Source organism: Streptomyces sp. NPDC058052 (assembly GCF_042885515.1).
Taxonomy (GTDB): domain Bacteria; phylum Actinomycetota; class Actinomycetes; order Streptomycetales; family Streptomycetaceae; genus Streptomyces.
The window spans coordinates 25,920-52,546 of sequence record NZ_JBHVRX010000046.1 but is presented as its reverse complement, the minus strand read 5'-3'; the positions used below and the strand labels follow the sequence as shown (position 1 = coordinate 52,546).

The 26,627-nt window shown below is 71.3% G+C and carries 25 protein-coding genes, 2 tRNA genes and 1 pseudogene; 9 read left to right on the top strand and 19 right to left on the bottom strand.

Annotation, left to right across the window (positions count from 1 at the left end):
* From ACFVU3_RS36845 to ACFVU3_RS36830, 4 genes and pseudogenes are all read right to left on the bottom strand, one after another.
* A pseudogene (locus ACFVU3_RS36845) lies at positions 1-644 on the bottom strand (class E sortase); the annotation flags it as partial.
* Positions 641-1,279 (bottom strand): aminodeoxychorismate/anthranilate synthase component II, encoded by a 639-nt coding sequence (locus ACFVU3_RS36840; RefSeq protein ID WP_390073143.1) that lies wholly within the window; start codon positions 1,277-1,279, stop codon positions 641-643. The pseudogene ACFVU3_RS36845 and the gene ACFVU3_RS36840, both read right to left, overlap by 4 nt.
* On the bottom strand, positions 1,276-1,470 hold the full coding sequence (locus ACFVU3_RS36835) for a hypothetical protein (RefSeq protein ID WP_390073145.1): 195 nt from the start codon (positions 1,468-1,470) through the stop codon (positions 1,276-1,278). Before ACFVU3_RS36835 ends, ACFVU3_RS36840 begins: the two co-directional genes overlap by 4 nt.
* A gap of 145 nt (positions 1,471-1,615) precedes the next feature.
* Positions 1,616-2,395, bottom strand: a complete 780-nt coding sequence (locus ACFVU3_RS36830; protein ID WP_390073142.1) for a DUF881 domain-containing protein — start codon at positions 2,393-2,395, stop codon at positions 1,616-1,618.
* Positions 2,396-2,535: 140 nt separating this feature from the next.
* On the opposite strand from ACFVU3_RS36830, the gene crgA reads away from it, so the two are divergent.
* Positions 2,536-2,790, top strand: coding sequence for a cell division protein CrgA (crgA, locus tag ACFVU3_RS36825; RefSeq protein ID WP_030493743.1), 255 nt, complete (start codon positions 2,536-2,538; stop codon positions 2,788-2,790).
* A gap of 303 nt (positions 2,791-3,093) precedes the next feature.
* Here crgA and ACFVU3_RS36820 read toward each other — a convergent pair whose 3' ends face one another.
* Positions 3,094-3,960, bottom strand: a complete 867-nt coding sequence (locus ACFVU3_RS36820; RefSeq protein WP_390073141.1) for a rhomboid family intramembrane serine protease — start codon at positions 3,958-3,960, stop codon at positions 3,094-3,096.
* A 23-nt stretch (positions 3,961-3,983) separates the two neighbouring features.
* Positions 3,984-4,502 carry a peptidylprolyl isomerase gene (locus ACFVU3_RS36815; RefSeq protein WP_390073144.1) on the bottom strand — a complete coding sequence of 173 codons (519 nt, stop codon included), beginning with the start codon at positions 4,500-4,502 and terminating at the stop codon, positions 3,984-3,986.
* A 231-nt stretch (positions 4,503-4,733) separates the two neighbouring features.
* Between ACFVU3_RS36815 and ACFVU3_RS36810 the strand changes: the two genes are divergently transcribed.
* On the top strand, positions 4,734-5,450 hold the full coding sequence (locus ACFVU3_RS36810; RefSeq protein ID WP_390073140.1) for a DUF5324 family protein: 717 nt from the start codon (positions 4,734-4,736) through the stop codon (positions 5,448-5,450).
* A gap of 70 nt (positions 5,451-5,520) precedes the next feature.
* Here the strand turns inward: ACFVU3_RS36810 and ACFVU3_RS36805 are convergent, their stop codons facing one another.
* On the bottom strand, positions 5,521-5,883 hold the full coding sequence (locus ACFVU3_RS36805; RefSeq protein ID WP_390073139.1) for a DUF6344 domain-containing protein: 363 nt from the start codon (positions 5,881-5,883) through the stop codon (positions 5,521-5,523).
* 386 nt (positions 5,884-6,269) lie between these two features.
* On the opposite strand from ACFVU3_RS36805, the gene ACFVU3_RS36800 reads away from it, so the two are divergent.
* Positions 6,270-7,469, top strand: coding sequence for an NAD(P)/FAD-dependent oxidoreductase (locus tag ACFVU3_RS36800; protein WP_390073138.1), 1,200 nt, complete (start codon positions 6,270-6,272; stop codon positions 7,467-7,469).
* 30 nt (positions 7,470-7,499) lie between these two features.
* A complete protein-coding gene (locus ACFVU3_RS36795; protein WP_390073137.1) occupies positions 7,500-8,399 on the top strand; it encodes an RNA polymerase sigma-70 factor in 900 nt (299 codons plus the stop codon).
* A gap of 143 nt (positions 8,400-8,542) precedes the next feature.
* On the opposite strand, the gene ACFVU3_RS36790 is transcribed toward ACFVU3_RS36795, so the two are convergent.
* A tRNA-Ala gene (locus ACFVU3_RS36790) sits at positions 8,543-8,615 on the bottom strand.
* A gap of 128 nt (positions 8,616-8,743) precedes the next feature.
* Here ACFVU3_RS36790 and ACFVU3_RS36785 point away from each other — a divergent pair.
* Positions 8,744-9,295 carry a helix-turn-helix domain-containing protein gene (locus ACFVU3_RS36785; protein WP_390073136.1) on the top strand — a complete coding sequence of 184 codons (552 nt, stop codon included), beginning with the start codon at positions 8,744-8,746 and terminating at the stop codon, positions 9,293-9,295.
* Between the two features lie 49 nt (positions 9,296-9,344).
* The gene (locus ACFVU3_RS36780; protein ID WP_390073135.1) at positions 9,345-10,676 is read left to right on the top strand and encodes a serine/threonine-protein kinase; all 1,332 of its coding nucleotides are present in this window, start codon (positions 9,345-9,347) and stop codon (positions 10,674-10,676) included.
* A gap of 74 nt (positions 10,677-10,750) precedes the next feature.
* Here the strand turns inward: ACFVU3_RS36780 and ACFVU3_RS36775 are convergent, their stop codons facing one another.
* The 11 genes from ACFVU3_RS36775 to dnaA form a co-directional block, all read right to left on the bottom strand.
* Positions 10,751-12,076: a hypothetical protein gene (locus ACFVU3_RS36775; protein WP_390073134.1), complete on the bottom strand. Its 1,326-nt coding sequence runs from the start codon at positions 12,074-12,076 to the stop codon at positions 10,751-10,753.
* A 451-nt stretch (positions 12,077-12,527) separates the two neighbouring features.
* Entirely contained in the window at positions 12,528-12,662 is a 135-nt protein-coding gene (locus ACFVU3_RS36770) for a DLW-39 family protein (protein WP_208809277.1), read from the bottom strand.
* Positions 12,663-12,809: 147 nt separating this feature from the next.
* Positions 12,810-12,883: transfer RNA gene (locus ACFVU3_RS36765), tRNA-Ile, on the bottom strand.
* Between the two features lie 122 nt (positions 12,884-13,005).
* Positions 13,006-13,575: a DUF3566 domain-containing protein gene (locus ACFVU3_RS36760; RefSeq protein ID WP_390073133.1), complete on the bottom strand. Its 570-nt coding sequence runs from the start codon at positions 13,573-13,575 to the stop codon at positions 13,006-13,008.
* A 105-nt stretch (positions 13,576-13,680) separates the two neighbouring features.
* Positions 13,681-16,284: a DNA gyrase subunit A gene (gyrA, locus tag ACFVU3_RS36755; protein WP_390073132.1), complete on the bottom strand. Its 2,604-nt coding sequence runs from the start codon at positions 16,282-16,284 to the stop codon at positions 13,681-13,683.
* Between the two features lie 41 nt (positions 16,285-16,325).
* Complete coding sequence (gene gyrB, locus ACFVU3_RS36750) at positions 16,326-18,356, bottom strand: DNA topoisomerase (ATP-hydrolyzing) subunit B (RefSeq protein ID WP_390073131.1); 2,031 nt, start codon at positions 18,354-18,356, stop codon at positions 16,326-16,328.
* Between the two features lie 336 nt (positions 18,357-18,692).
* The gene (locus ACFVU3_RS36745; protein WP_390073130.1) at positions 18,693-19,253 is read right to left on the bottom strand and encodes a DUF721 domain-containing protein; all 561 of its coding nucleotides are present in this window, start codon (positions 19,251-19,253) and stop codon (positions 18,693-18,695) included.
* Positions 19,250-20,371 (bottom strand): DNA replication/repair protein RecF, encoded by a 1,122-nt coding sequence (gene recF, locus ACFVU3_RS36740; RefSeq protein ID WP_390073129.1) that lies wholly within the window; start codon positions 20,369-20,371, stop codon positions 19,250-19,252. The genes ACFVU3_RS36745 and recF overlap by 4 nt, the downstream gene beginning before the upstream one ends.
* Before the next feature lie 59 nt (positions 20,372-20,430).
* Positions 20,431-21,306: a phosphogluconate dehydrogenase (NAD(+)-dependent, decarboxylating) gene (gnd, locus tag ACFVU3_RS36735; RefSeq protein WP_390073128.1), complete on the bottom strand. Its 876-nt coding sequence runs from the start codon at positions 21,304-21,306 to the stop codon at positions 20,431-20,433.
* 136 nt (positions 21,307-21,442) lie between these two features.
* A complete protein-coding gene (dnaN, locus tag ACFVU3_RS36730) occupies positions 21,443-22,573 on the bottom strand; it encodes a DNA polymerase III subunit beta (protein WP_031003097.1) in 1,131 nt (376 codons plus the stop codon).
* A 1,043-nt stretch (positions 22,574-23,616) separates the two neighbouring features.
* On the bottom strand, positions 23,617-25,410 hold the full coding sequence (gene dnaA / locus ACFVU3_RS36725; RefSeq protein WP_390073127.1) for a chromosomal replication initiator protein DnaA: 1,794 nt from the start codon (positions 25,408-25,410) through the stop codon (positions 23,617-23,619).
* Between the two features lie 361 nt (positions 25,411-25,771).
* Between dnaA and rpmH the strand changes: the two genes are divergently transcribed.
* The 3 genes from rpmH to yidD are packed head-to-tail and all read left to right on the top strand — an operon-like array spanning position 25,772 to position 26,625.
* Positions 25,772-25,909 (top strand): 50S ribosomal protein L34, encoded by a 138-nt coding sequence (rpmH, locus tag ACFVU3_RS36720; RefSeq protein ID WP_015659252.1) that lies wholly within the window; start codon positions 25,772-25,774, stop codon positions 25,907-25,909.
* Positions 25,910-25,930: 21 nt separating this feature from the next.
* Positions 25,931-26,302: a ribonuclease P protein component gene (gene rnpA, locus ACFVU3_RS36715; protein ID WP_030753828.1), complete on the top strand. Its 372-nt coding sequence runs from the start codon at positions 25,931-25,933 to the stop codon at positions 26,300-26,302.
* Positions 26,299-26,625, top strand: coding sequence for a membrane protein insertion efficiency factor YidD (gene yidD / locus ACFVU3_RS36710; protein WP_030493766.1), 327 nt, complete (start codon positions 26,299-26,301; stop codon positions 26,623-26,625). Before rnpA ends, yidD begins: the two co-directional genes overlap by 4 nt.
* Positions 26,626-26,627: the final 2 nt, after the last annotated feature.

The following is a 26,627-nucleotide window of genomic DNA, read 5'->3' as shown; positions in this document are numbered from 1 at the left end:
ACGCCGAGGGTGATGAACAGCTCGCCGACGACGACACCGACGCTGTCCTTGGCCGCCTTCGCCTCCCTCGCCGCACGACGCGCCTCCACCCGCGAGAGGGGCCGCTGGGCGGCGTCCCCGCCCGGCCGGCCGCCGGCCCCGGGGGCCGGAGCGGCGCCCCTGCGGCTCTTCCCGCGGCCCTGCTTGGCGGCGGCCCGGCGCCGCTCGGCCCGTCCCGGCCCGGGAAGGGGGTCCACGGGCCGCGGAGCCGCCTCGGCGACCTCCGGCAGCTCCCGCGTCTCCCCGGCCCCGTACGGCTCACGTATGGGCTCGTGCGAGGTCTCCCGCGGCGCTTCGGGGCCCCGCGGGGCCTCGGGCTCCGGCCGGGCCCCGGGGGCCCGCCGCGCCTCGTACGCCGGGGCCTCCGTCCCGTAGGGGTACCCGGGCCGGTCGCCGTACGCGCTCTCGTACGACGGCTCGGCCTGGTACGGATACGGGTACGGGCCCTGCTGCTCGTAGCCGTACGGCTGCCGCTGCTCGTACGGAGCCTCGTGCGGGGTCTCGTACGGAGGCTGCTGCTCGTACGGTCCGGCGCCCTGCTCCTGGGGTATCGGCTCGGCGCCGGGCTGCCCGGAGGAGCGGAACCACGGCGAGCCCGTGGTCACGCGACGGCCTTGCCCACCACCGGCGCGAGCCCCGCCGACCGGCCGACCGCTCCCTCGTCTCCGCACTGCTCCAGCCAGTTGGCGAGCATCAGGTGGCCGTGCTCGGTGAGCACCGACTCGGGGTGGAACTGGACGCCCTCGACGGGAAGTTCGCGGTGACGGAGGCCCATGATGATGCCGTCCTCGGTCCGCGCGGTCACCTCGAGCTCGGCCGGCAGGACGGCCGGCTCGGCGGCGAGCGAGTGGTAACGGGTCGCGGTGAACGGCGACGGGAGGCCGGCGAAGACGCCCTTGCCCTCGTGGACGACGGGCGAGGTCTTGCCGTGCAGCAGCTCGGGGGCGCGGTCGACGACGCCGCCGTAGGCGACGGCCATCGACTGCATGCCGAGGCAGACGCCGAAGACGGGCACCCCGGTGGCGGCGCAGTGCCGCACCATGTCGATGCAGACGCCGGCCTGCTCGGGGGCGCCGGGGCCGGGCGACAGCAGCACGCCGTCGAAGCCGTCCTGGGCGTGGCTCAGCTCCACCTCGTCGTTGCGGAGCACCTCGCACTCGGCGCCGAGCTGGTAGAGGTACTGCACGAGGTTGAAGACGAAGCTGTCGTAGTTGTCGACGACGAGAATTCGCGCGCTCACTGGCCGTCCACCGTCACATCGTTGAACGGCAGCAGAGGCTCCGCCCAGGGGAACACGTACTGGAAGAGGACATAGACGGTCCCGAGGACCAGTGCGACGGAGATCAGCGCCCGCACGAACGCGTTCCCCGGCAGATGCCGCCAGATCCAGCCGTACATGACGTCGCCGCCCCTTCCGTTCGTTACGGGCACCAGAGTACGGGGCGCGGGCTCCGTCGGGGGGAAGCTGTCCGAAGCCTGTGGACAAGCCGTGCCGGACGGCGCTCCGGACAGCCGGTCGGACGACGTTCCGGGCGGCGGACCGGGCGGCGGACCGGGCCGCGTTCCGGACGCGGGCTCAGGCGGCGGGCTTCGCGTGGTGGAGGTCGACCGCGCCGGTGTAGCCGGGCAGGGTCACGCCCTTGTGGTCGTCGACCTTCCAGCCGAGCCCGTACGCCTTCACGTACAGCTGGTAGTTCTGCAGCGCCGGGGAGGCGGCGAGGGCCTTGTCGAGCTTCCCCCGGTCGCCGACCGCGGTGATCTTGTACGGGGGAGAGTAGACGCGGCCCTGGAGGATGAGGGTGTTGCCGACGCAGCGGACCGCGCTGGTGGAGATGAGCCGCTGGTCCATGACCCGGATGCCTTCGGCGCCGCCCTCCCAGAGGGCGTTGACGACGGCCTGGAGGTCCTGCTGGTGGATGACCAGGTCGTTGGCCTGCGGCTCGGGGTAGCCGGGGGCGGCCTGGGCGCCGGGCGGGGCGTCGTCGAGGGTGACGGTGAGGCCGGGGCCGGAGATCTCGGTGGTGCCCGCGGCCGTCTCCAGGGCCTTCAGGCGGCGGTCCTCGGCGGCCGTGGAGCCGTCGTCGCGGGCGGCGAGCGAGTCGACCTCGCCGCGCAGGGCGGCGGTGGACTCGTCGAGGCCGGCGTTCTTGTGGCTGCGCTCCTCGATGAGGTCGGAGAGCCTCAGCAGGGAGGCGTCCGTGCGGATGTTGGTGCCCTTCGCGGTGTTGAAACTGGTGACGAAGAGCAGTCCGGCGAGGGCGAAGACGGCAAGAGTGAGCACCCGGACGGGGCGCCACCTGGTGGTGCGGCCCGGTCCGACGGGGGGTTCGCCCGGAGTGCCGGCGGAATTGCTCAACGTACCCTGATCCCCTTCTGCGCCGCGGAACCACTACGCTAACGGACGCCCGGGGGACGCAGTCGACCTGCTACGTCACATCCCGGCGACAGCCACAGTTCCCTGCGCGGTCACGCAGCGCATCGACAGGAGAGTCCCTCGTGCCGAAGTCACGGATCCGCAAGAAGGCCGACTACACGCCCCCGCCGGCGAAGCAGGCCGCCAACATCAAGCTGACGAACCGCAGCTGGGTCGCCCCGGTGATGCTGGCCCTGTTCGCCATCGGTCTGGTGTGGATCGTGGTCTTCTACGTCACCGACGGTTCACTTCCGATCGAGTCGATCCGGAACTGGAACATCGTGGTCGGCTTCGGTTTCATCGCCGCCGGGTTCGGTGTCTCCACGCAGTGGAAGTGAGCTTTTTAGCGGCGCTTAGCGGGTCCGCCCGGCTGCCGTCAAGCTCACCCCAGAGTTTATCCACAGCGTTGTGCACAGCACTGGATAACTTACGAAGATCTGTGGATAACTCGCACCGGGTTGACGCCGGTATGACCGCGAGGGCCCGCTCCGAGCAGGCCGAAGCCCCCTACCTCCCGGGAGAAATCCCAGGTCAGAGGTAGGGGGCTCCGTCACTTCCCCGGCTGTGGGGAGAACCCGCCACGCACTGTGGATAACTCTGGGGAAAGCTCACATCCCCAGCTCGTCCACAGCTCCTCGCGCTCAGGTGAGCGCCGCTGTCCGGGCCATCACGACGCCCACCTCGATCAGCAGCAGCAGTCCACAGGCCCCGTACTGCACGAGGTTCCGGTGCGCCCGCGGCGCGTGCAGGAACGCGTACGCCACCACCGCTCCGCCCACGAGTCCACCGATGTGGGCCTCCCAGGAGATCCCCGGACGGGTGAACGTCATCAACAGCGACAGGGCGATCCAGAGGAGCACCGGCCGCATGTCGTGGCGCAGCCGCCGGTCCAGCATCGCCCACGCCCCGATCAGGCCGAAGACGATGCCCGAGGCGCCCAGCGAGGGCTGGTTCTCCGGGGCGACGGCGTAGGCGAGGACCGAGCCGGACAGGCCGGAGAGCAGGCACAGCAGCGCGTACCGGGACCGGCCCAGCTCGGGCTCGACGATCCCGCCGATCACCCAGAGGCCGAGCAGGTTGAAGAGGATGTGCCACGGCTCCTGGTGCAGGACCGTGGAGGTGAGGAGCCGGTACCACTCCCCGAACGCGACGCCGACGTTCTCGCCGAGCACCGGTTCGAAGGCGCGGCCGATCAGCTGGACCTCGGACACGAACCGCTCGCCGAGGACCAGCACGAGCACGTAGACGAAGACGTTGATCCCGATGAGGACCTTGGTGACCAGCCGGTCGTCGGTCCTGACCCGGCCGCCGGCGAGCGTCCGCGGCTGGTTCGCGTCGGCCGCGTGACCGGTGCCCGAGCCGTTGCGGACGCAGTCGGGGCACTGGAAGCCGACCGAGGCGGAGATCATGCACGCCGGGCAGATGGGCTTCTCGCAGCGGGTGCAGCTGATGCCCGTCTCGGTGCCGGGATGGCGGTAGCAGGGCCGCAGTCCGGGCTGCGTGTCCATGGGCGGGGTCCCGTCCTTCCCGGTCAGCGCTGCTCGATCACCACGGACTCGACCACGACGTCCGTCAGCGGCCGCTGGGTCTGCGCGTCGGTGGGGACCGTCGCGATGGCGTCCACGACGGCCCGGCTCTTCGGGTCCACGACCTCGCCGAAGATGGTGTGCTTGCGGTTCAGCCAGGTCGCGGGGCCGACCGTGATGAAGAACTGCGAGCCGTTGGTGCCCGGCCCGGCGTTGGCCATGGCCAGCAGGTACGGCCGGTCGAACCACAGCTCCGGGTGGAACTCGTCGGCGAACTCGTACCCGGGGCCGCCGGTGCCCGTGCCCAGCGGGTCGCCGCCCTGGATCATGAAGTCCCCGATGACCCGGTGGAAGACCGTGCCGTCGTAGAGGGGGTCGGTGGAGACCTGTCCGGTGCCCGGGTGGGTCCACTCGCGCCCGCCCGAGGCGAGCTCGACGAAGTTCCGCACCGTCTTCGGCGCGTGGAACGGCAGCAGGCGCACCTCGATGTCGCCCGCGCTGGTCTTGAGGATCGCGTACGGCATGGCCACGGTCCGCCTTCCCTCCCTGGTCGTGCGTCACGCCGCGGAGCGGATCGCCTCACGCTCCCCGCGGCTCTGGCGAGTCGATCCTCGCATGCCCCGGGCGGCCCGCCCGCATGCCCGCGTGCCCCGGATGCCCGCCCCGCATGCCGGACCTCGCTCCGGCAGGCATGATGCCGAAAAGGATGGAAAGGTGAAAAACCGACATCGCTCGCCACCGAGGAGGAGGAACCCGTGACTCGCATGGACAGCGTGCGCGCCGCTACGGATTCGGCGAAGGAAAGCGTCCTGCACGCCGCGGACGTGGTGGCGCCGTACGCCGGCACGGCCAAGGACCAGGCCGCGCACTATGCGCACGAGGCGCGGGTGCGGATCGCACCCAAGGTGTCGAGCGCCGCTCGGCAGGCACGCGCGCAGGCCCGTGTGCAGTACGCCGCGCATGTGGCGCCGCACGTGCCGCCGCGGGTCGACGAGGCCGCGCATCGCGCCGCGGTCCGGACCCGCTCGGTCGCCCATCAGGTGGCCGACTACACCGTGCCGCGCGTCGAGAGCGCGGTCGCCGCGACCACTCCCGTCGTGGAGGAGGCCGGTGCGCGTTCTGTCGCCGCCTGGGCCGCTCTGCGCGGTCAGGTGACGCCGGACGACGTCCGGAAGATCGTGAGGAAGCAGGAGCGCCGGGCCAGGGCCGGGCGTCTCGTCAAGGGGCTCGCCGTGCTCGGCGTGCTGATCGGCGGCGCGTTCGTCGCCTGGAAGTGGTGGGACAGGCAGGCCAACCCCGACTGGCTGGTCGAGCCGCCGGCTCCCACGGAGGTGGACGAGGGCTCGGGCATGCCGTCCGCGTCGGAGGTCTACACGGGCGCGGAGGCCGAGGCCGGTACGAGTGTGATCAAGGAGTCCGGGAGCGAGGCGGAGACGGAGACCGAGTCCACGGAGCCCGACGAGCGCCGCTGACCTGGGGCCGTTCCGTCCGTTCGGGACGGGCCGGGGTGCCGGGAGGGAGATGTCGTGCTCTCCCCGCACCCTAGGCGGCCGTCGCGAGCGCCAGGCCGGTCGGCGCGGCCGGGTCGCTCGCGAACGGCGCGGCGGCCCGCAGCTGGCGGACGGCGGGCGAGGAGCCGTGCGCCTCGGCGCCGATGCGCTGCTTGATGGTGGGCGGCAGCGAGCCCTGCCGGACAGGTGCCCACGGCTCCGCCTGCCTCGGTGCCACGACGGTCGCGGTGCGCTCCGCGGCGGCCGGGGCGACGGGGGCGGCCGGCTCCTCGGGCTGCGTCAGCGGGGCCTGGCCGTGGGCGGCGGCGGGGGCCGCCAGGCCGACGGAGGCGAGCAGGGCGAAGAGGACGGAGATGAAGGCGGTCCAGAACTGCTTGACCTTGGCGGTGGCCATGGCCCCTCACTTTCGCGTGGATGGCGTGCAACGGGTTCTTCGGGGTCGTGCGGGGTTCTGCGGGGGTCGTGCGGGGTTCTACGGGTCCGATCGGGGTCGTACGGGGTTCTCTGGTCGTTCGGGGGCTGCGGGGTCGTGCGGGGAGGGGCGCGCTTCCCGGACGGTGCATTTCAGGTTGCGCGCTTTACATACCTTCCTCATGATCTGTACGGGGCCCCGGATCCGGCGGAGCGACGCCGCGTCCGCGCAGTTCTTCGGATGAACACCACCCGTCCGGCCCCATCGCGCCCCCTCTCCCCACCCCTGGTGATCCCCATCACATCCATGTCACAGGCGGCGACCCCCCGGTGTCTTGAGGTCGAACCCCTGACGACGGAGGAGACACCATGGGCGGGAACACCGAAGTGGTCGTGATCGGCGGCGGATACGCCGGCGTCATGGCGGCCAACCGACTCACCCGGCGCGACGACGTGACCGTGACGGTGATCAACCCCCGTCCGTCGTTCGTCCCCCGGCTCCGCCTCCACCAGCTGGTCGGCGGCAGCCACACCGCCCTCGTCCGGTACGACGAGGTCCTGGCCGGGGACGTGCGCCTCGTGGTCGGCTCCGTGGCCCGGATCGACGCCCCCGCGCGCGTGGTGACCCTGGAGTCGGGCGCCACGGTCGGCTACGACCACCTGGTCTACGCGGTCGGCAGCACGGTCGCCCGGCCCGCGGTCCCCGGAGTCGCCGAACACGCCCACCACGTCGCCGAGCTGGAGGCGGCCGAGCGGCTGCGGGCCGCCCTCGCGGCGCTGCCCGCTGGCGTCCCGGTCACCGTCGTCGGCGCCGGTCCGACCGGCATCGAGACCGCCGCCGAGATCGCCGAGGGCGGCCGGCCCGTGACGCTGGTCTGCGGCGGGGTCCTCGGCGCGTATCTGCACCCCAGGGCGCGGCGTTCGGCCGCCCGCCGGTTCGCCGACCTCGGGGTCACCGTGCTCGACGGCCCCGGTACGAAGGTCACCGAGGTGACGGCGGAGACCGTGAAGCTCGCCGACGGCCGCACGGTGACCGGCGGGCTCGTCGTCTGGACCGCCGGCTTCGGCGTCCCCGACCTGGCCGCGCGCAGCGGGCTGACCACCGACGCCGCCGGGCGCCTGCTCACCGACGAGACCCTCACCAGCGTCGACGACGAGCGGATCGTCGCGGCCGGGGACAGCGCGGCCCCGTCGGACCTGCCGTTCCGGATGAGCGCCTACGTCGCCGGCTGCCTCGGCGCCCACGCCGCCGACACCGTGCTGGCCCGGATCGAGGGCCGCCGCCCCGTACCCGTGGACATGGCGTTCCACGCGATGTGCCTCAGCTTCGGACGGGGGACGGCAATCTTCCAGATCGCACACAAGGACGACCGGGCGATGAGAATCTTCGTCGGCGGGCGCGCGGGGGCGAAGCTCAAGGAACTCGCCTGCACGCTCAGCGTCAAGCACCTGACGGAAGAGGCCCGCAAGCCCGGTGCGCACTCCTGGCCCAAGGACGGCAAGCACCGGCCGCGGCGGCTACGGGAGCGCGAAGTCCGCACCACGGACGTCCCCGAGCACGCGGCCTGACCGGCGGACCGATCACGGGGAGACGGAAACATGACCGGCGAACACGCCACGGACCCGGCGACCGAGACCTTCGTCGCCCACCGCAACCTGCTCTTCACGGTGGCCTACGAGATGCTCGGCTCCGCGGCCGACGCCGAGGACGTGCTCCAGGAGACCTGGCTCCGCTGGACCGGCGTCGACCTGGCGCAGGTCCGCGACCGGCGGTCGTACCTGGTGCGGATCACCACCCGGCAGGCGCTCAACCGGCTCCGTACCGTGCGGCGCCGCCGCGAGGCGTACGTCGGCCCGTGGCTCCCCGAGCCGCTGCTCACCGCGCCGGACGTCGCCGAGGACGTCGAGCTCACCGAGTCGGTGTCGATGGCGATGATGCTGGTCCTGGAGACCCTCACCCCGACCGAGCGGGCCGTCTTCGTCCTCCGCGAGGTCTTCGAGGTGGGGTACGACGAGATCGCGGCGGCCGTCGACAAGACCCCGGCCGCCGTCCGCCAGATCGCGCACCGGGCCCGCGGGCACGTCGACGCCCGCCGCCCCCGCACCACGGTCTCGGCGCGCGAGGCGCGGGCGGCCGTGGACTCCTTCCGGCGGGCGCTGGAGACCCGCGACCCGCAGGACTTCCTGGACCTGCTCGCCCCCGACGTCGTCCTCCTCAGCGACGGCGGCGGGATCAAGCGGGCCGCGCTCCGCCCCGTCGTCGGCGCCGGCAAGGTGACCCGCTACTACCTCGGCGGCTCGCTCAGGGCCGGGGTCACGATCACCACCGAACCCACCGTCGTGAACGGCGCCCCGGCGCTCGCCGTCCGCGTCGACGGCGAACTGGACGGGGTCATGGCGATGCGCGTCGAGGGCGGCCTGATCAGCGGCCTCTACTACGTCCGCAACCCCGAGAAACTCGCCCGCCTCACGGCCGAGACCTCCCTCACCCTCCGCTGACGCCCACCCGCCGGGGGAAAGGCCCCGAGATGCCCCGACGGACCACGCGTCCGGAGGCGACCCGGGCGGTGTGACCCCGGCCCGAACGGCGAGAAGCCCCTCCGACCTGCGTTCCCGCAGGTCGGAGGGGCTTCTTCGTCCGGTGGAGCCTAGGGGAGTCGAACCCCTGACATCTGCCATGCAAAGACAGCGCTCTACCAACTGAGCTAAGGCCCCGGAACGAGGACAGCGTACCGGTTCTCCCCCTGTGCCGGGCAAAAGGTGGGGACTCCCGGTGAACGACCACGCTCCGTAAGATGCTGACCGAGGTTCGCAGTGGCGAACCGCAGGGATGGGGAGAAGTGATGGACGCAGCGCAGCAGGAAGCCACGGCAAGAGCCAGAGAGCTTCAGCGCAGTTGGTACGGGGAGCCGCTGGGGGCGCTCTTCCGCCGGCTGATCGACGATCTCGGGCTCAACCAGGCCAGGCTGGCCGCGGTGCTCGGGCTCTCCGCGCCCATGCTCTCCCAGCTCATGAGCGGCCAGCGCGCCAAGATCGGCAACCCGGCCGTGGTCCAGCGCGTCCAGGCGCTCCAGGAGCTGGCCGTGCAGGTCGCCGACGGCAGCGTCAGCGCCGCCGAGGCCACCGACCGCATGGACGAGATCAAGAAGTCCCAGGGCGGCTCCGTCCTGACCGCCACGAGCGGCCAGGCCACCAACGGATCCGGCGCCCCGACCGTGCGCCGCGTGGTCCGCGAGATCCAGTCGCTGCTGCGCTCCGTGGCCGCCGCGGGGGACATCATCGACGCCGCCGACTCCCTCGCCCCGCACCACCCGGAACTGGCAGAGTTCCTCCGGGTGTACGGCGCCGGGCGCACCGCCGACGCGGTCGCCCACTACGAGTCGCACCAGAACTGACACGGCACGCACGACTGACTGACGACTGACGGGGAGCGGGCGCAGCGCGATGGGTGAGGTCTTCGCCGGCAGGTACGAGCTGATCGATCCGATCGGACGGGGCGGGGCCGGCGCGGTCTGGCGCGCCTGGGACCACAGGCGGCGCCGCTACGTGGCGGCCAAGGTGCTCCAGCAGAGCGACGCGCACACGCTGCTGCGCTTCGTCCGCGAGCAGGCGCTGCGGATCGACCATCCGCACGTCCTCGCCCCGGCCAGCTGGGCCGCCGACGACGACCAGGTCCTCTTCACGATGGACCTGGTCGCCGGCGGCTCGCTCGCCCACGTCATCGGCGACTTCGGCGCGCTGCCGCCCCGCTATGTCTGCACGCTCCTCGACCAGCTGCTGTCGGGCCTGGCGACGGTGCACGCGGAGGGGGTCGTCCACCGGGACATCAAGCCGGCCAACATCCTGATGGAGGCCACCGGTACGGGCCGTCCGCATCTGCGGCTCTCGGACTTCGGCATCTCGATGCGCAAGGGCGAACCCCGGCTCACCGAGACCAACTACGTGGTGGGCACGCCCGGTTACTTCGCGCCCGAGCAACTGCTCGGCGCCGAGCCCGACTTCACCGCCGATCTGTACGCCGTCGGCCTGGTCGCGCTCTATCTGCTGCACGGCACCCGGCCGGACTCGCAGGCCCTCGTGGACCACTTCGTGACGCACGGCACCCCGCCGGCTCCGGCGAGCGTCCCCGAGCCCCTGTGGCAGGTCCTGGCGGGGCTGCTCCAGCCCGACCCGCAGGCCCGCTTCCGGACGGCCACGGGCGCGCGGAAGGCGCTGAACGCCGCCCTGGAGATGCTGCCCGAGCCGGAGGGCGGCGAGGACCCGGTCGAGATCTTCGACCAGCTCGGCCCGCTGCCCGCCGGTTTCGGCCCCGAGGGCCCGGCCGCGCGCCCGGTGCGGGACGCCGTCCCGCCGGTGCGGGACGTCCCGCCGGCCCCGGCCGCCGCGCCCACCGCCGTACCGGCCGCCCCGGCCGCCCCGGCTCCCCATCCGTACCAGGAGACGCAGCCGAACCCGTACCGGCAGCCGCACCAGCAGGTGCCCGGGCCCTCCGAGACGGGCAGCTTCCATCTGCCCCCGCCGGCCGCGCACCCGGTGCCGCCCTTCGACCCCTCCGCGCCGCAGACACCGACGCGTCCGCAGGCGCAGACGCCTCCGCAGGCCGCCGCGTACCCCTACCCCGCCCATGCGGCCCAGGCCCCCGCCCCGCACGACCCCACGGCCCCCGCGAGGCTCCCCGTACGCCGTCCGGGACCGCCCCCGAAGGTGGCGGTCCCGGTGCTGCTGCTCGCGCTGGTGTCGCTCGCGGTCGGCTTCTGGGCGCTGACGCAGGTCTGACGCGCGCCGGTGTTTCACGTGAAACACCGGGCGGCTTCCGGTCCGCGAGCCCGGCAGGATCCGAAGGAGACCGCCTAGGCCGCCCTGCGGCGGGCCAGCAGGGTCCAGGCGCCGAGGCCGACGAGCAGGACGGTGCCGAGGCCGAGACCGCCCGCGGCCAGGACGACCATCGTGCCGCCCTTCGCCGCCTCGGCCCCCGTGGCGCCGTTCGCCGCGGCCTGCCGGTCGTCGTCGGTCACCTGGAAGACACCCGGGTCGCCGGCGTATCCGGGGCCGGGCTTCTTCTCGCCCCTGACGGTGACCCGCAGGGTGAGCGGCAGGGGCTCGTCGCCGTACTCCTGCGCGATCTCCGGGCTGAGCGTGGCGGTGAGGTAGTACCAGCCGGCGAACCGCATGCCGCTGGTGGCGGTCTCGTACGAGGAGCGGTTCTCGTGGGCGACCGGCCGCTGCGGGGCGAGGGCGGTGGTGGCCGGCTTGCCGCTGTAGCTGAGGGTCTGGAGGTCGACGAAGCCGCGTGCCGGGTTGTCGAGCCCGAGCGCGAGCGCGTTGCTGACCAGCTCGTCGCCCGCGGCGCTGCTGCCCAGTTCCGCGGTGGCGAAGAGCTGCTGGCCCCAGTCGACCGGCACCCGCCAGAAGAGCGTCTGGCCGGGCCGGACGTCGGCCCGCCACTCGCCGTCCTGGAGCGAGACGGCGGTGTGGAACCCGGCCCCGCCCTGCCGCTCCCTCGGGCCGCCGGCGGGCGGCGCGGGCGTCCCCGACGGCCAGGACTCGGGCAGCTTGTCCGGCCCGATCTTGCTCAGCAGCGGCTCGTTGACATGCTGGATCTCCAGCTCCCAGTCGTCCGGGGTGGAGGCGGCGTCCGACTCGCGCTCGACGAGCACGTAGTACGTGCCGGCGTCCTGGCAGCCGGAGACGTCCGGGTGGACGATCCGGCGCGCGTAGCCGGTCAGCGGCCGGACGTAGTCGCCGGCCGCGAAGTTGACCTCCTGGTAGCCGCACTCGGAGCCGGAGCCGTCCTGGATCGCGATCCGGAAGCCGTCGCCGTACGCGGCCTTCCCGCCCGGCTTGGGGACGGCGACGGCGGAGACGTACGAGTTCTTCGTGGTGTCCAGGTTGAGCCGGTAGTAGACCTTGCCGTCCTTCTTGAGGGTGTCCCGGTAGGTCCTGCCGGGCTCCAGCGGGGCCGCGTCGGCGCTGGAGGCGGCGCCCTGGACGCGCTGTGCCGCGGGGTCGAAGGCGTACGGGGGGACCGCCGTCCCGTCGGCCGCCCACGCGGGCAGCGCGGTGAGCGTGCCCATCGCGGCCGCGGCCGTGAGGAGCGCCGCGGCCTTCCGTGCCCTGGCCGCTGTCCTCCCCCGCCGCCCGGTCCCGTCCCCCGTGGCCCCCGCCTGCGTGCTCACGCGCTTCTCCTCGTCGTGTCCGTCACCGCGCCCTGCCCCGGGCCCGCCGGACGCCGAGGAGGACCCCCCGTGAGCCGGAGGAGCGCCCCGCCGCCGACCGCCGGGGCCGTCGTGCCGGACCATCCTGCCCCGCTCACGCCTCCGGTGTCCGCACCGGGGGCGGATTCACCCCCGCCACGGGCCTCCACGGGGCCACCACGCGCGCGCGGCGCCCGGGTCCGACCACAGGCCCTTCGCCGCGGCCCTTCACCGGCGCGCGGTCGCGGGTTCCCCCGGTACGGCCGTGTCCGCGAGCACGCGGCTTTGCCAGTGCAAGCAAAATATTCGCTTCGGCGAACTCATGGGCCTTCCGTCACGCTCGGGGAAACGGCCCGTGCCGCACGGGGGCGGAAACGACGAGATCCCGGCCGCGCGATGCGCGACCGGGATCTCGGTTTCAGATGGGTGGGTCTCAGACACCGGAACCGGACGGCACGGAGTCGGTCGCCTCCGTCCACAGGTCCTGCTCGGCGCGATCCGCCTGGATCTGGCGGTACACGAGGAGCCCGCCGATGGCGGCCAGTGCGACCAGGAGCAGCTTCTTCACCGCGCGACCTCGTCTTTCGTTGACGTAGGAGACTTCTGACGCCCACTCTACACATCGACCGATACCGATCGGTGACCTGTGCGAGCGCCAAACCTCACACAACGAAATCGACCCGGACGGTGGAACCGTCCGGGTCGATCACTTCTGTGGGGCTAACAGGATTTGAACCTGTGGCCTCATCCTTATCAGGGATGCGCTCTAACCAACTGAGCTATAGCCCCGCCGCGCTTTGCGGTGTGTGTCCCGCGCGCTGACTCCTGAACATTAGCGCACGTGGGGGCCAGTCCCAAAATCGCCCGGGCCGGAGGCCCTGAGCGATACGCGGGGTGGCCCCCCACGCGGACTACTCGTCCTCGGCCAGCGTCAGCTCGACGCCGCCGACGAAGCCGGCGGACAGGTTGTAGATGAACGCCCCGAGCGTCGCCAGGGCCGTCATCAGGACCACGTCGATCACCGCGATGACCGAGGTGAACATGAGGACCCGCGGCAGCGACAGGAAGGACTGCAGGTCGAAGCCGTTGGACTCGTTCGAGCCCGTCGCCTCGCTGATCGTCCCGCCGACCGTCGAGAAGACACCCATGGCGTCCATGACCATCCACAGCACGGCCGCCGCGACGACCGTGCAGATGCCCAGCGCGATGGAGAGCAGGAAGCTCACCTTCATGACCGACCACGGGTCGGCCTTCGCCACCCGCAGCCGCGCCTTGCGCGTGCGCGGGGTCGTCCGCGCACCCGTCCTGGGCCGCCGCACCGCACCCGCGGACTGACCGCCCTGGGTGTGGCCGCCGCCCTGCGGGCCGTCATAGGCCCGCGGCGGGTGGTAGGCGCCCGTGGGCTGCGCCGCGGGGCGCTCGCCGGGCAGGGCGCCGTTGTAGCCCTGATAGGGGGGCTGCTGCCCCCGAGTGTCCGTCACCGCAACCCCCTGGGAGTCCGTGGCCGAGCCACGGGCGCCGTGTGCTCCAGCACCTGCAGAAGCTCCGGCAGCCGCCGATCCGGCGCCCGTGGCTCCACTCACGCTCTACTCCTCGTGATCCCCGGTCGCAGGCTCCGTGCCCTCGACCGATGCCTCGGCCTCGGATGCCTCGATGGCACCCTCGGCGTCGTCGACCTCTTCGTCCTCGCTGCCGGCCTCGGCGTTCCGAGCGATGCCGACGACGGCATCGCGCTTGCCCAGGTTGATCAGCTGGACGCCCATGGTGTCACGGCCGGTCTCCCTGACTTCGTTGACTCGCGTACGAATCACACCGCCGGAGAGCGTGATGGCGAGGATCTCGTCGGTCTCCTCGACCACCAGCGCGCCCACGAGCGAGCCGCGGTCCTCCACGATCTTGGCGGCCTTGATGCCGAGGCCGCCGCGGCCCTGGACGCGGTACTCGTCGACGGGGGTGCGCTTGGCGTACCCGCCGTCCGTCGCGGTGAAGACGAACGTACCGGGCCGGACGACATTCATCGAGAGCAGTTCGTCGTCCTCGCGGAAACTCATGCCCTTCACACCCGATGTGGCGCGTCCCATCGGACGCAGCGCGTCGTCCGTGGCCGTGAAGCGGATCGACTGCGCCTTCTTCGAGATCAGCAGCAGGTCGTCCTCGGAGGAGGCCAGCTCGGCGCCGATCAGCTCGTCGGCGACGCCTTCGGCGCCGTTGTCCCGCTCGCGCAGGTTGATGGCGATGACGCCGCCGGAGCGCGGGGAGTCGTAGTCCTTCAGCGCGGTCTTCTTCACCAGGCCGGAGCGGGTGGCGAGGACCAGGTACGGCGCGGCCTCGTAGTCGCGGATCGCCAGGATCTGGGCGATCTGCTCGTCCGGCTGGAAGGCCAGCAGGTTGGCCACGTGCTGGCCGCGCGCGTCCCGGCCGGCGTCCGGCAGCTCGTACGCCTTGGCCCGGTAGACCCGGCCCTTGTTGGTGAAGAAGAGCAGCCAGTGGTGGGTGGTGGAGACGAAGAAGTGGTCGACGATGTCGTCCTGCTTCAGCTTCGTCCCGCGCACGCCCTTGCCGCCGCGCTTCTGCGAGCGGTAGTCCTCGGTCTTCGTCCGCTTCACATAGCCGCCACGCGAGATGGTGACGACGATGTCCTCCTCGGCGATGAGGTCCTCGATGGACATGTCACCGTCGAAGGGCACCAGCTTGGAGCGGCGGTCGTCGCCGAACTTGTCGACGATCGCGGCCAGTTCCTCGCTGACGATGGTCCGCTGCTTCTCCGGCGAGGCGAGGATCGAGTTGTACTCGTTGATCTTCGCCTGGAGCTCGTCGTGCTCGGCGATGATCTTCTGGCGCTCCAGGGCCGCGAGCCGGCGGAGCTGCATCTCCAGGATCGCGTTGGCCTGGATCTCGTCGATCTGGAGGAGACCCATCAGGCCCTCGCGGGCCACCTCGACCGTGTCGCTGCGGCGGATGAGGGCGATGACCTCGTCGATCGCGTCGAGCGCCTTGAGGAGGCCGCGCAGGATGTGGGCGCGCTCCTCGGCCTTGCGCAGCCGGAACTTCGTCCGGCGGACGATGACCTCGATCTGGTGCGTCACCCAGTGGCGGATGAACGCGTCCAGGGAGAGGGTGCGCGGCACGCCGTCGACGAGCGCCAGCATGTTGGCGCCGAAGTTCGTCTGGAGGTCGGTGTGCTTGTACAGGTTGTTCAGGACGACCTTGGCGACGGCGTCCCGCTTGAGCACGATGACCAGGCGCTGGCCGGTCCGCGACGAGGTCTCGTCACGGACGTCGGCGATGCCGCCGATCTTGCCGTCCTTCACCAGGTCGGCGATCTTCTGCGCGAGGTTGTCCGGGTTGGTCTGGTACGGCAGCTCCGTGACCACCAGACACTGGCGGTTCTGGATCTCCTCGACCTCGACGACCGCGCGCATCGTGATGGAGCCGCGGCCGGTGCGGTACGCCTCCTCGATGCCCTTGCGGCCGACGACGAGCGCGCCGGTCGGGAAGTCGGGGCCCTTGATCCGCTCGATGAGCGCGTCGAGGAGCTCCTCGTGGCCGGCCTCGGGGTGGGCCAGGTACCACTGGGCGCCCTCGGCGACCTCGCGGAGGTTGTGCGGCGGGATGTTGGTCGCCATGCCGACGGCGATGCCGGCGGAGCCGTTGACCAGGAGGTTCGGGAAACGGGCCGGGAGGACCGTCGGCTCCTGGTTGCGGCCGTCGTAGTTGTCCGTGAAGTCGACGGTCTCCTCGTCGATGTCGCGGACCATCTCCATCGACAGCGGCGCCATCTTGCACTCGGTGTAGCGCATGGCGGCGGCCGGGTCGTTGCCCGGGGAGCCGAAGTTGCCGTTGGAGTCGACGAGCGGCATCCGCATCGACCACGGCTGGGCCAGGCGGACCAGCGCGTCGTAGATGGAGGAGTCGCCGTGCGGGTGGTACGTACCCATGACGTCGCCGACGACGCGGGCGCACTTGTAGAAGCCCTTCTCGGGCCGGTAGCCGCCGTCGTACATCGCGTACAGCACGCGCCGGTGGACGGGCTTGAGGCCGTCACGGACGTCGGGCAGCGCGCGGGACACGATGACGGACATCGCGTAGTCGAGGTACGAGCGCTGCATCTCGGTCTCGAGCCCGACGGGCTCGATGCGCAGCACCGGCTCTTCTTCTTCGGTGGTCACAGGGGGGTTCTCGTCGGCCATTGCTGGTCGTCAGTCCTTTCGTACGGTCAGCTGAGACCGACTCAGATGTCGAGGAAGCGAACGTCCTTGGCGTTGCGCTGGATGAAGGAGCGCCGTGCCTCGACGTCCTCGCCCATCAGCACCGAGAACAGGTCGTCGGCCTGGGCGGCGTCGTCCAGGGTGACCTGGCCGAGCACGCGGTGCTCGACGTCCATGGTGGTGACGCGCAGCTCCTCGGCGTTCATCTCGCCGAGACCCTTGAAGCGCTGGATCGAGTCCTCGCGGATCCGCTTGCCGTTCTGCTTGCCCAGCTCGACCAGCGCGTCGCGCTCGCGGTCCGAGTAGGCGTACTCGAAGTCGTCCCGGCCCCACTTGATCTTGTAGAGCGGCGGGCGGGAGAGGTACACGTGCCCGTGCTCGATCAGCGGCCGCATGAAGCGGAAGAGGAAGGTGAGCAGCAGGGTGTTGATGTGCTGGCCGTCGACGTCGGCGTCCGCCATCAGGATGATCTTGTGATAGCGGAGCTTCTCGATGTCGAAGTCCTCGTGGACCCCGGTGCCGAAGGCCGAGATCAGCGCCTGGACCTCGGTGTTCTGGAGGATCTTGTCGACGCGGGCCTTCTCGACGTTCAGGATCTTGCCGCGGATCGGCAGGATGGCCTGGTACATCGGGTTCCGGCCGGACTTGGCGGAGCCGCCGGCGGAGTCACCCTCGACGATGAAGATCTCGCACTTGGTGGGGTCGTTCGACTGGCAGTCGGAGAGCTTGCCCGGGAGGGAGGCCGACTCCAGGAGGCCCTTGCGGCGGGTGAGGTCGCGCGCCTTGCGGGCGGCCACGCGCGCGGTGGCGGCGGTGATGCCCTTGCGGACGATGTCCGCGGCCTCGTTCGGGTTCCGGTCGAACCAGTCCGTCAGGTGCTCGTGGACGACCTTCTGGACGAAGGTCTTCGCCTCGGTGTTGCCGAGCTTCGTCTTGGTCTGGCCCTCGAACTGCGGCTCGCCGATCTTGATCGAGATGATCGCGGTCAGACCCTCGCGGATGTCGTCACCGGTGAGGTTGTCGTCCTTCTCGCGGAGCAGCTTCTTCTCGCGCGCGTACTTGTTGACGAGCGTCGTCAGCGCCGCGCGGAAGCCCTCCTCGTGGGTACCGCCCTCGTGGGTGTGGATCGTGTTGGCGAAGGAGTACACGCCCTCGCTGTACGACGAGTTCCACTGCATCGCGATCTCGGCGGAGAGCAGGCGCTCCTTGTCCTCGGCCTCGATGTCGATGACGGTCGGGTTGATCAGCTCGCCCTTGCGCGAGTTGAGGTACTTCACGAAGTCGACGATGCCGCCCTCGTAGTGGTACGTCACCGTGCGCGCGGCCGGCTCGGCGGCGGCCTCCGCGTCCGGGTCGTCGGCGCCGACCGTGGCCTTGGCGGACTCGCGCTCGTCGGTGAGCGTGATCGTCAGGCCCTTGTTGAGGAAGGCCATCTCCTGGAAGCGGCGCGAGAGCGTCTCGAAGGAGTACTCGACCGTCTCGAAGATGTCCGGGTCGGACCAGAACGTGACCGAGGTGCCGGTCTCGTCGGTCTCCTCGTGCTGCGCGAGGGGCGCGGTGGGGGCGCCCATCTTGTAGTCCTGCGTCCAGCGGTGGCCGTCGGTCTTGATCTCGACCGAGACCTTGGTGGAGAGGGCGTTGACGACGGAGACGCCGACGCCGTGCAGACCGCCGGAGACCGCGTAGCCGCCGCCGCCGAACTTGCCGCCCGCGTGGAGGACCGTCAGCACGACCTCGACGGCCGGCTTGCCCTCGGACTCGACGATGCCGACGGGGATGCCACGGCCGTTGTCGACGACGCGCACGCCGCCGTCGGGCAGGATCGTCACGTCGATGGTGTCCGCGTGGCCGGCCAGGGCCTCGTCGACCGAGTTGTCGACCACCTCCTGCACCATGTGGTGCAGGCCGCGCTCACCGGTCGAGCCGATGTACATACCGGGGCGCTTGCGCACCGCATCCAGGCCCTCCAGGACCTGGATGTTGCTGGCGGTGTACTGAGTGTTCTCGTTGGGGTTGCCGGAATCGGCCACGAAGCGCCCTTTCTGGCACAGCACAGGCCGTGCTCCGGGCATAGGGGAGCCGGCTGCGTCGTTCGACAGTTCCGCAGTGTGGCGGGATTGTCTTCCAGTCTACCGGTACCGCCGACAGTCATGGGGGTTTGCGGGTACCTGAATGCGCATGTGCCGCCCTCGGCGACCCCGAGACGACTCCCCATATCCGGACAGGGGCTCCAGGGGCCCCTGACGGCCACCTAGCGCTTCGGGCGGTGACGGGTTGTGGCACCTGACCGCGGGCGGGCGTCGACGCCCGCCCGAACCGGGGCACAGCCCACCGCGCGGGCGGCGCCCGACGGCTCGCGCCCTCGCCACCGGCACCCGGACCGCACCGGCTCAGCCGTACGTATCCCCAGGTCCGACGGATCCCGGCGCCCGCAGGGGCCCGTACCGCCGCGCCCCCGCCCCGGGCCCGAGCACCTTGATCAGCCGCACCGTCCCGTGCCCGAGGTCCTCGTTCAGCCGCGCGACCAGCGTCGGCGCCAGCAGCCGCAGCTGCGTGGCCCACGCGGTCGAGTCGCACTGGACGGTCAGCACGCGCGCGTCCGGCTCCTCCTCGTACTTCACCGGGACGCAGTGCTTGGCCAGGTCCTCGCCGACGATCTGCGGCCAGCGGCCCATGACCCCGCCGACGGCGGCCGGCGTCTCCCAGCCGCGCTCGGCGAGGAGCCGGTTGATCGCGGCGCCGAGCGCCATCGGGTCGCGCCCGTCGGCGCGCGCGCCGGAGCGCAGCCCGCCTCCGCGCTTGGCCTGCTTCTTCTGCTGCGCGGCCGCTCCACGCGCGCGTGCCTGCTCCTTGGCGGCGCGCAGCGCGACCCGGGCGAGGTCCACGCCCGAGGGTTCGGGGGCCGCGGGCTTGTCCACAGGCTGTGGGGAAGTTTCTCCGGCGTCGCTCATACGCGTTCCACCGTCCCTCCGGACACCGCGTACCGCGTCCCGGCCAGGACGTCCGGCACGTCGTCGTCGACCGCGGCGGTCACCAGGACCTGCTCGCCGTGGGCCACCAGCTCCGCCAGCCGCTCGCGCCGGCGCGCGTCCAGCTCGGCGAAGACGTCGTCGAGGACGAGGACCGGCTCGTTGCCCTCCGAGCGCAGCAGGTCGTACGAGGCGAGGCGGAGCGCCAGCGCGTACGACCAGGACTCGCCGTGGCTCGCGTACCCCTTGGCCGGCAGGTCGCCGAGGCGGAGCAGCAGCTCGTCGCGGTGCGGGCCGACGAGGGTGACCCCGCGCTCGATCTCCTGCTTGCGGACCTCGGCGAGGGCGGCGATCAGCTGCTCGTACAGCTCCTCGCGGGTCTGCCCGGCGCCGGGGGCGGAGGGCCGGTACTCCAGCAGAACCGGTCCTCCTCCGGGCGCGAGCTGTTCGTACGCCTTGTCCGCGAGGGGCTGGAGGGTGTGGACGAGGTCGAGCCGCTGGGCCAGCAGCTCGGCACCGGCCCGGGCCAGGTGCTGGTCCCAGACGTCGAGCGTGGACAGGTCCATGCCGCGGCCGCCGTGGCGGCGGGCCATGGCGGCGGACTTCAGCAGGGTGTTCCGCTGCTTCAGCACGCGCTCGTAGTCGGAGCGCACGCCCGCCATGCGCGGCGCGCGCGCCGTGATCAGGTCGTCGAGGAAGCGCCGGCGCTCACCGGGGTCGCCCTTGATCAGCGACAGGTCCTCGGGGGCGAAGAGCACGGTCCGCACGATGCCGAGCACGTCACGGGGCCTGACCTGCGAGGACCTGTTGATACGGGCACGGTTGGCGCGGCCCGGGTTGAGCTCCAGCTCGACCAGCTGGGAGCGCTCGCCCTGGGTGACGGCGGCCCGGATGACGGCCCGCTCGGCGCCCATCCGCACCAGCGGGGCGTCCGAGGCGACGCGGTGGCTGCCGAGGGTCGCGAGATAGCCGACGGCCTCGACGAGATTGGTCTTGCCCTGGCCGTTGGCCCCCACGAACGCGGTGACGCCCGGGTCGAGGGGTACCTCGGCCCGGGCGTACGAGCGGAAGTCGGCCAGCGAGAGATGCGTGACGTGCATGGTGGGCGCCGGCCTTCCCGCGGTCGCTGTGCACCGGGCGGTGCACAGCCTGTGGATTGCTACTTCTTCTCGACCGCGTGGCCGCCGAACTGGTTGCGCAGCGCGGCGATCATCTTCATCTGCGGCGAGTCGTCCTGCCGGGACGCGAACCGCGCGAACAGCGACGCGGTGATCGCGGGCAGCGGGACGGCGTTGTCGATGGCGGCCTCGACGGTCCACCGGCCCTCGCCGGAGTCCGACGCGTAGCCGCGCAGCTGGTCGAGGTGCTCGTCCTCGTCGAGGGCGTTGACCGCGAGGTCGAGCAGCCAGGAACGGATGACCGTGCCCTCCTGCCAGGAGCGGAAGATCTCGCGGACGTTCTCCACGGAGTCGACCTTCTCCAGCAGCTCCCAGCCCTCGGCGTACGCCTGCATCATCGCGTACTCGATGCCGTTGTGGACCATCTTCGCGAAGTGGCCGGCGCCGACCTTGCCGGCGTGGACGGCACCGTACGGGCCCTCGGGCTTGAGCGCGTCGAGGACCGGCTGGACCTTGGCCACGTTCTCGGCGTCGCCGCCGTACATCAGCGCGTAGCCGTTCTCCAGGCCCCAGACGCCGCCGGAGACGCCGCAGTCGACGAAGCCGATGCCCTTGGCCGCGAGCTCCTCGGCGTGCTTCTCGTCGTCGGTCCAGCGCGAGTTCCCGCCGTCCACGACGACGTCACCGGGGGAGAGCAGCTCCGCCAGCTCGTCGATGGTGGACTGGGTCGCCGCACCGGCGGGGACCATGACCCACACGACGCGCGGACCCTTGAGCTTGCCCACAAGCTCTTCGAGGCTGTGGACATCGGCGAGGTCCGGGTTGCGGTCGTATCCGATGACGGTGTGGCCTGCGCGGCGGATGCGCTCGCGCATGTTGCCGCCCATCTTGCCGAGACCGACGAGACCGAGCTCCATCAGAGTGTTCCTTAAGCGTCGTGTGCGGTTCCTACCCGGGTCCGAGCCTACGCCCGGACCCGCCCGCACACCTGTGGGGTCAGCCGCTCAGTCGACGCCCCACGCCCGCAGGTCAGCCGCTCGGCAGAGCGGGCCGTCAGCCGCTCAGCCGCACCGGCATGATCAGGTACTTGTAGGCGTCGTCCGCCTCCGCGTCCACGGCCGGGCGGCCGCTCAGCAGGGCCGGCTTGGTGGAGGTCGTGAAGGAGAGCTGGGCGACCGGGGAGTCGATCGCGCTCAGGCCGTCCAGCAGGAAGGTCGGGTTGAAGGCGATCGAGATGTCGTCGCCGTCCAGCTGCGCGTCGACGCGCTCCACAGCCTGTGCGTCGTCGCTGGAACCGGCCTCCAGGATGAGGACGCCCTGCTCGAAGCTGAGGCGGACCGGGGTGTTGCGCTCGGCGACGAGGGCCACGCGCTTGACGGCCTCCACGAAGGGGGCGGTCTCGATCACCGCGACCGAGTTGAACTCGGTGGGGAAGAGCGTGCGGTACTTCGGCAGGTCGCCCTCGAGCAGCCGGGTGGTGGTGCGGCGGCCGGCGCCCTCGAAGCCGATGAGGCCCTCGCCCTTGCCGGAGCCGGAGAGCGCCAGGGTGACGGTGTCGCCGCTGGTGAGCGCCTTCGCGGTGTCCAGGAGGGTCTTCGCGGGCACGAGGGCGACCGCGGAGGCGTCCGGGGACTCCGGCTTCCACAGGAACTCGCGGACCGCGAAGCGGTAGCGGTCGGTGGAGGCCAGGGTGACCGTGTCGCCCTCGATCTCGATGCGCACACCGGTGAGGACGGGCAGCGTGTCGTCACGGCCGGCGGCGATGGCCACCTGGGCCGCGGCGGCGGCGAAGACCTCGCCGGGGACGGTGCCGGTCGCGGTGGGCATCTCCGGCAGCGCCGGGTACTCCTCCACAGGGAGGGTGTGGAGGGTGAAGCGGGAGGAGCCGCAGACCACGGTCGCCCGGACGCCGTCCGTGGAGATCTCCACCGGACGGTTGGGGAGGGCGCGGCAGATGTCGGCGAGGAGGCGGCCGGAGACGAGGACGGTGCCGTCCTCCTCCACCTCCGCCTCGACGGAGACGCGGGCGGAGACCTCGTAGTCGAAGCTCGAGAAGCTCAGCGCGCCGTCCTCGGCCTTCAGCAGAAGGCCCGCGAGAACGGGCGCCGGCGGACGGGCCGGAAGGCTGCGAGCCACCCACGCCACCGCCTCCGCGAGTACATCGCGCTCCACCCGGATCTTCACCGGAAACCGCCTCCTGCTTGTTGCTGGCTCTCGTCTACTGCGGGATCCAGTCTGACGTACGCCGCCGACACTCGGTGCGGCTCGGGGTCAAGTCGCGACAAGAGGGCGTCGGGGCTCCGGCGCCGAGTTGTGCACAGGCCCCGCTTCAAAGCGATTCCCGGGCTAACTATGAGTGGCAGTAGTAGTAGGGCCTGTGGAAACCGTGGATAACGTCGTCCACGCAGGTCAGAGCCGGTTTTTTGTCCACTGCCCCTGTGGGTGGAACCCGTGGAAAACCACGGTTCTCTGTGGACGCCGGAAAGTTCTGCACACCCGATACACAGGCAAGGGGGAGTTCTCCCCAGTGCTGTCCCCAGCTTTCCCCAGGTTCCCCACAGCCCAAACGTCTCCCTTGGTGTGACGCCTTTCACTCCGGCCGGTGAGAGGGGGTGTTGTGTTGCCGAACAGTGGACAGCGGTGTGGAGAAGCTGTGGGCAACCGGCCCGTCTCTGTGGGCAGCCGGTGGACAACTCTCCGGGCCCCCTGTGGACGAAAGATTCATCCACAGCCTGTGGAGATCGTTTGCCAACAAATCCACACCCCTCTGAGCTGGAGTGATGGTCTGTCACCAGCCCCGCCTGTGGACACAGTCCGGATAACTCCGTAGTCCCCACCCTGTGGACGGGAGATCATCCCCCAATCTGTGGAGAACCCGCCACCGGAACGGAGTAATCGAACACGGCCGTCCGGGTCATGGCGTCCGTCCGCCACGGCCCGCCGCCGCAAGAGCCGCCCGGGAACGCCGAAGGACGCCCCGGAACAGCCGTCCGGGGACGCCGAAGGGCGCCCCGGGAGGTGTCCCGGAGCGCCCTCGAAGGCCGTACACAGGCTGTGCGCGGGGGCCGGTCGCGAGCCGTGCGCGGTCCGCGCGGATGCCGGCGGAGCCGCCGCACGCGGCCCGCGAAGCACGGCGGGCATGGCGGGCATGGCCGGCACGGGCGGCACGGCGGCGGAGCGCCGTACGCGCTCCCGTCCGGCCGCTGTCCGGCCGCCGTCCCGCGCCGTCAGCCGTTCTTGATGCGGTTGGTCAGCTCGGTGACCTGGTTGTAGATGGAGCGCCGCTCCGCCATCAGGGCCCGGATCTTCCGGTCCGCGTGCATCACCGTGGTGTGGTCGCGGCCGCCGAACTGCGCGCCGATCTTCGGCAGCGACAGGTCGGTGAGCTCCCGGCAGAGGTACATGGCGATCTGGCGGGCCGTCACCAGCACCCGGCTGCGCGAGGAACCGCAGAGGTCCTCCACCGTGAGCCCGAAGTAGTCGGCCGTGGCCGCCATGATGGCCGGCGCCGTGATCTCCGGCGACGAGTCCTCGCCGCCCGGGATCAGGTCCTTGAGGACGACCTCCGTCAGTCCCAGGTCCACCGGCTGCCGGTTGAGGCTCGCGAAGGCCGTCACCCGGATCAGCGCGCCCTCCAGCTCACGGATGTTCCGCGAGATCCGGGAGGCGATGAACTCCAGCACCTCCGGCGGAGCGTTCAGCTGCTCCTGTACCGCCTTCTTGCGGAGGATCGCGATGCGCGTCTCCAGCTCCGGCGGCTGCACGTCGGTGGTGAGTCCCCACTCGAAGCGGTTCCGCAGCCGGTCCTCCAGAGTCACCAGCTGCCGGGGCGGCCGGTCGGAGGAGAGCACGATCTGCTTGTTCGCGTTGTGGAGCGTGTTGAAGGTGTGGAAGAACTCCTCCTGCGTCGACTCCTTGCTCGCGAGGAACTGGATGTCGTCGACGAGCAGGATGTCCACGTCGCGGTAGCGCTTGCGGAAGGCGTCGCCCTTGCCGTCGCGGATCGAGTTGATGAACTCGTTGGTGAACTCCTCCGAGCTCACGTACCGCACGCGCGTGCCGGGGTAGAGGCTCCGCGCGTAGTGCCCGATCGCGTGCAGCAGGTGGGTCTTGCCGAGCCCCGACTCCCCGTAGATGAAGAGGGGGTTGTACGCCTTCGCCGGCGCCTCGGCCACCGCGACCGCGGCCGCGTGCGCGAAGCGGTTCGAGGAACCGATGACGAAGGTGTCGAAGAGGTAGCGCGGGTTCAGCCGCGCGTGCTGCTCGCCGGGACCTCCGGAACCGGCACCGGCGCCGGAGCCCGTACCGGGACCGCCGAGGGAGCCCTGGCCGATGCCGGGACCCACGCCCTGACCGCCCGGGCCGGGCCGCGGACCGGGCCCCGGAGGCTCGGGCAGCTCGGCGCGCTCGGGCCGCTGCGGCTGCTCGTAGCCGCGGGAGGGCTCGTCGTAGCGCGGGTGCCCGGACGGCTCGGGGGCGGCCGGACCGGTGTACGGGGCGCGCTCGGGGAAGCCGCCGAGGCGCGGCTGCTGCCAGGAGAGGTCCTCCTGCGACCGCGGCCAGGCGCCCGGCTCGGGGCGCGGCGGCTGCTGGTAGTCCGGGTAGGCCGGGCGCGCGGTGGGCAGCCCGTCGTCGGACAGCGGGCGGTGGCCGTAGCCGTCGTACTTCTCGTACGGCTCCGGCTGCGGGCGCTCGTCGTAGCGGGGCTGCGGCGGCCGGCCGGGGGAGGGCGCGGGGGGCTGCTCGCCGACGGAGTCGTCGACGGTGATCGCGATCCGGATCGGGCGGCCGCACTCGCGGCTGAGGGTCTCGCTGATCAGCGGGGCCAGCCGGCCCTCCAGGACCCGCTTGCCCCATTCGTTGGGGACGGCGAGCAGGGCCGTGTCCGCGACCAGGGCGAGCGGCTGGCAGCGCTCGATCCACTGTTTGTCCTTGGGCTCGATGCCCTGCTGTCCTTCTCCGAGCAGCTGGTCGAGCACGCGTGGCCACACTGCGGCAAGATCGGCAGGTACGTCAGCCACGGGGCACGCTTTCTCGCAGGTCCCACGAAGGTGTGGTTCTCGGGACGATAAGAACAGAACGGAAGAGATAGTCGAGTCCAGCCACGGTAGTCGCGGCGGCTGACGTGGTTCAAGTTGTTGTCCACAGCCTGTGCACAAAGGGGCCCGCCGACGGGTCGGTTTGACCGGATGGCGTAACCGCGCGTACCGTAACCAGGTCGAGTTGTCGATGGCTGCTGCCGCCTGCCTCCGATGGGCAAAGATCTCTGTTCATTCAGTGATCGCGTAGCGGTGCACTCGAGCGTATGCGAGCTACTCGTGGGCGCACGGTGACAGCCAGGCGATGTCCCGCCACCACCCGAATCATTTCTGGAGCCCCCGAGTGAGCAAGCGCACCTTCCAGCCGAACAACCGTCGTCGCGCGAAGACCCACGGCTTCCGCCTGCGCATGCGTACCCGTGCCGGCCGCGCCATCCTGGCGAACCGCCGCGCCAAGGGTCGCGCGAGCCTGTCCGCCTGATCCACCTAAACAGGTCATGACGTGCTGCCTACCGAGAATCGGCTGAGGCGGCGCGAGGACTTCGCAACCGCGGTACGTCGAGGACGCCGGGCCGGTCGCCCGCTCCTCGTCGTCCACCTACGAAGCGGTGCAACGGACCCGCACGCGCCTGGGGAGAGCGCTCCCCCGACGCGTGCGGGTTTCGTCGTGAGCAAGGCCGTGGGCGGTGCGGTCGTCCGCAACCAGGTGAAGCGTCGTCTGCGCCACCTCGTCCGCGACCGGCTGTCCACGCTGCCCCCCGGTAGCCTGGTGGTCGTACGGGCGTTGCCCGGAGCCGGTGACGCCGACCACGCCCACCTGGCCCGAGACCTGGACGCCGCCCTCCAGCGGCTGCTGGGAGGGGGTACGCGATGAAGTACCCGTTCCTCGCCCTCATCAAGCTGTACCAGTGGACGATCAGCCCGCTTCTGGGCGACGTCTGCCGGTACTACCCGTCGTGTTCCCACTACGGATTCACGGCCATAGACCGGCATGGCGCGATCAAGGGCATCGCCCTGACCGCCTGGCGCATCCTGCGGTGCAATCCGTGGTCGCCCGGCGGAGTGGACCATGTCCCCCCGCGGAAGCGTCCGCGCTGGCACGAGATGCTCAGGAACGCGCTGCGCGGCGACAAGGGCGGGATCTCCGCCGAGACGAGCCCGGCCGCAGAGACCTCGCCCAATGCTCAAGGAGCCTGATT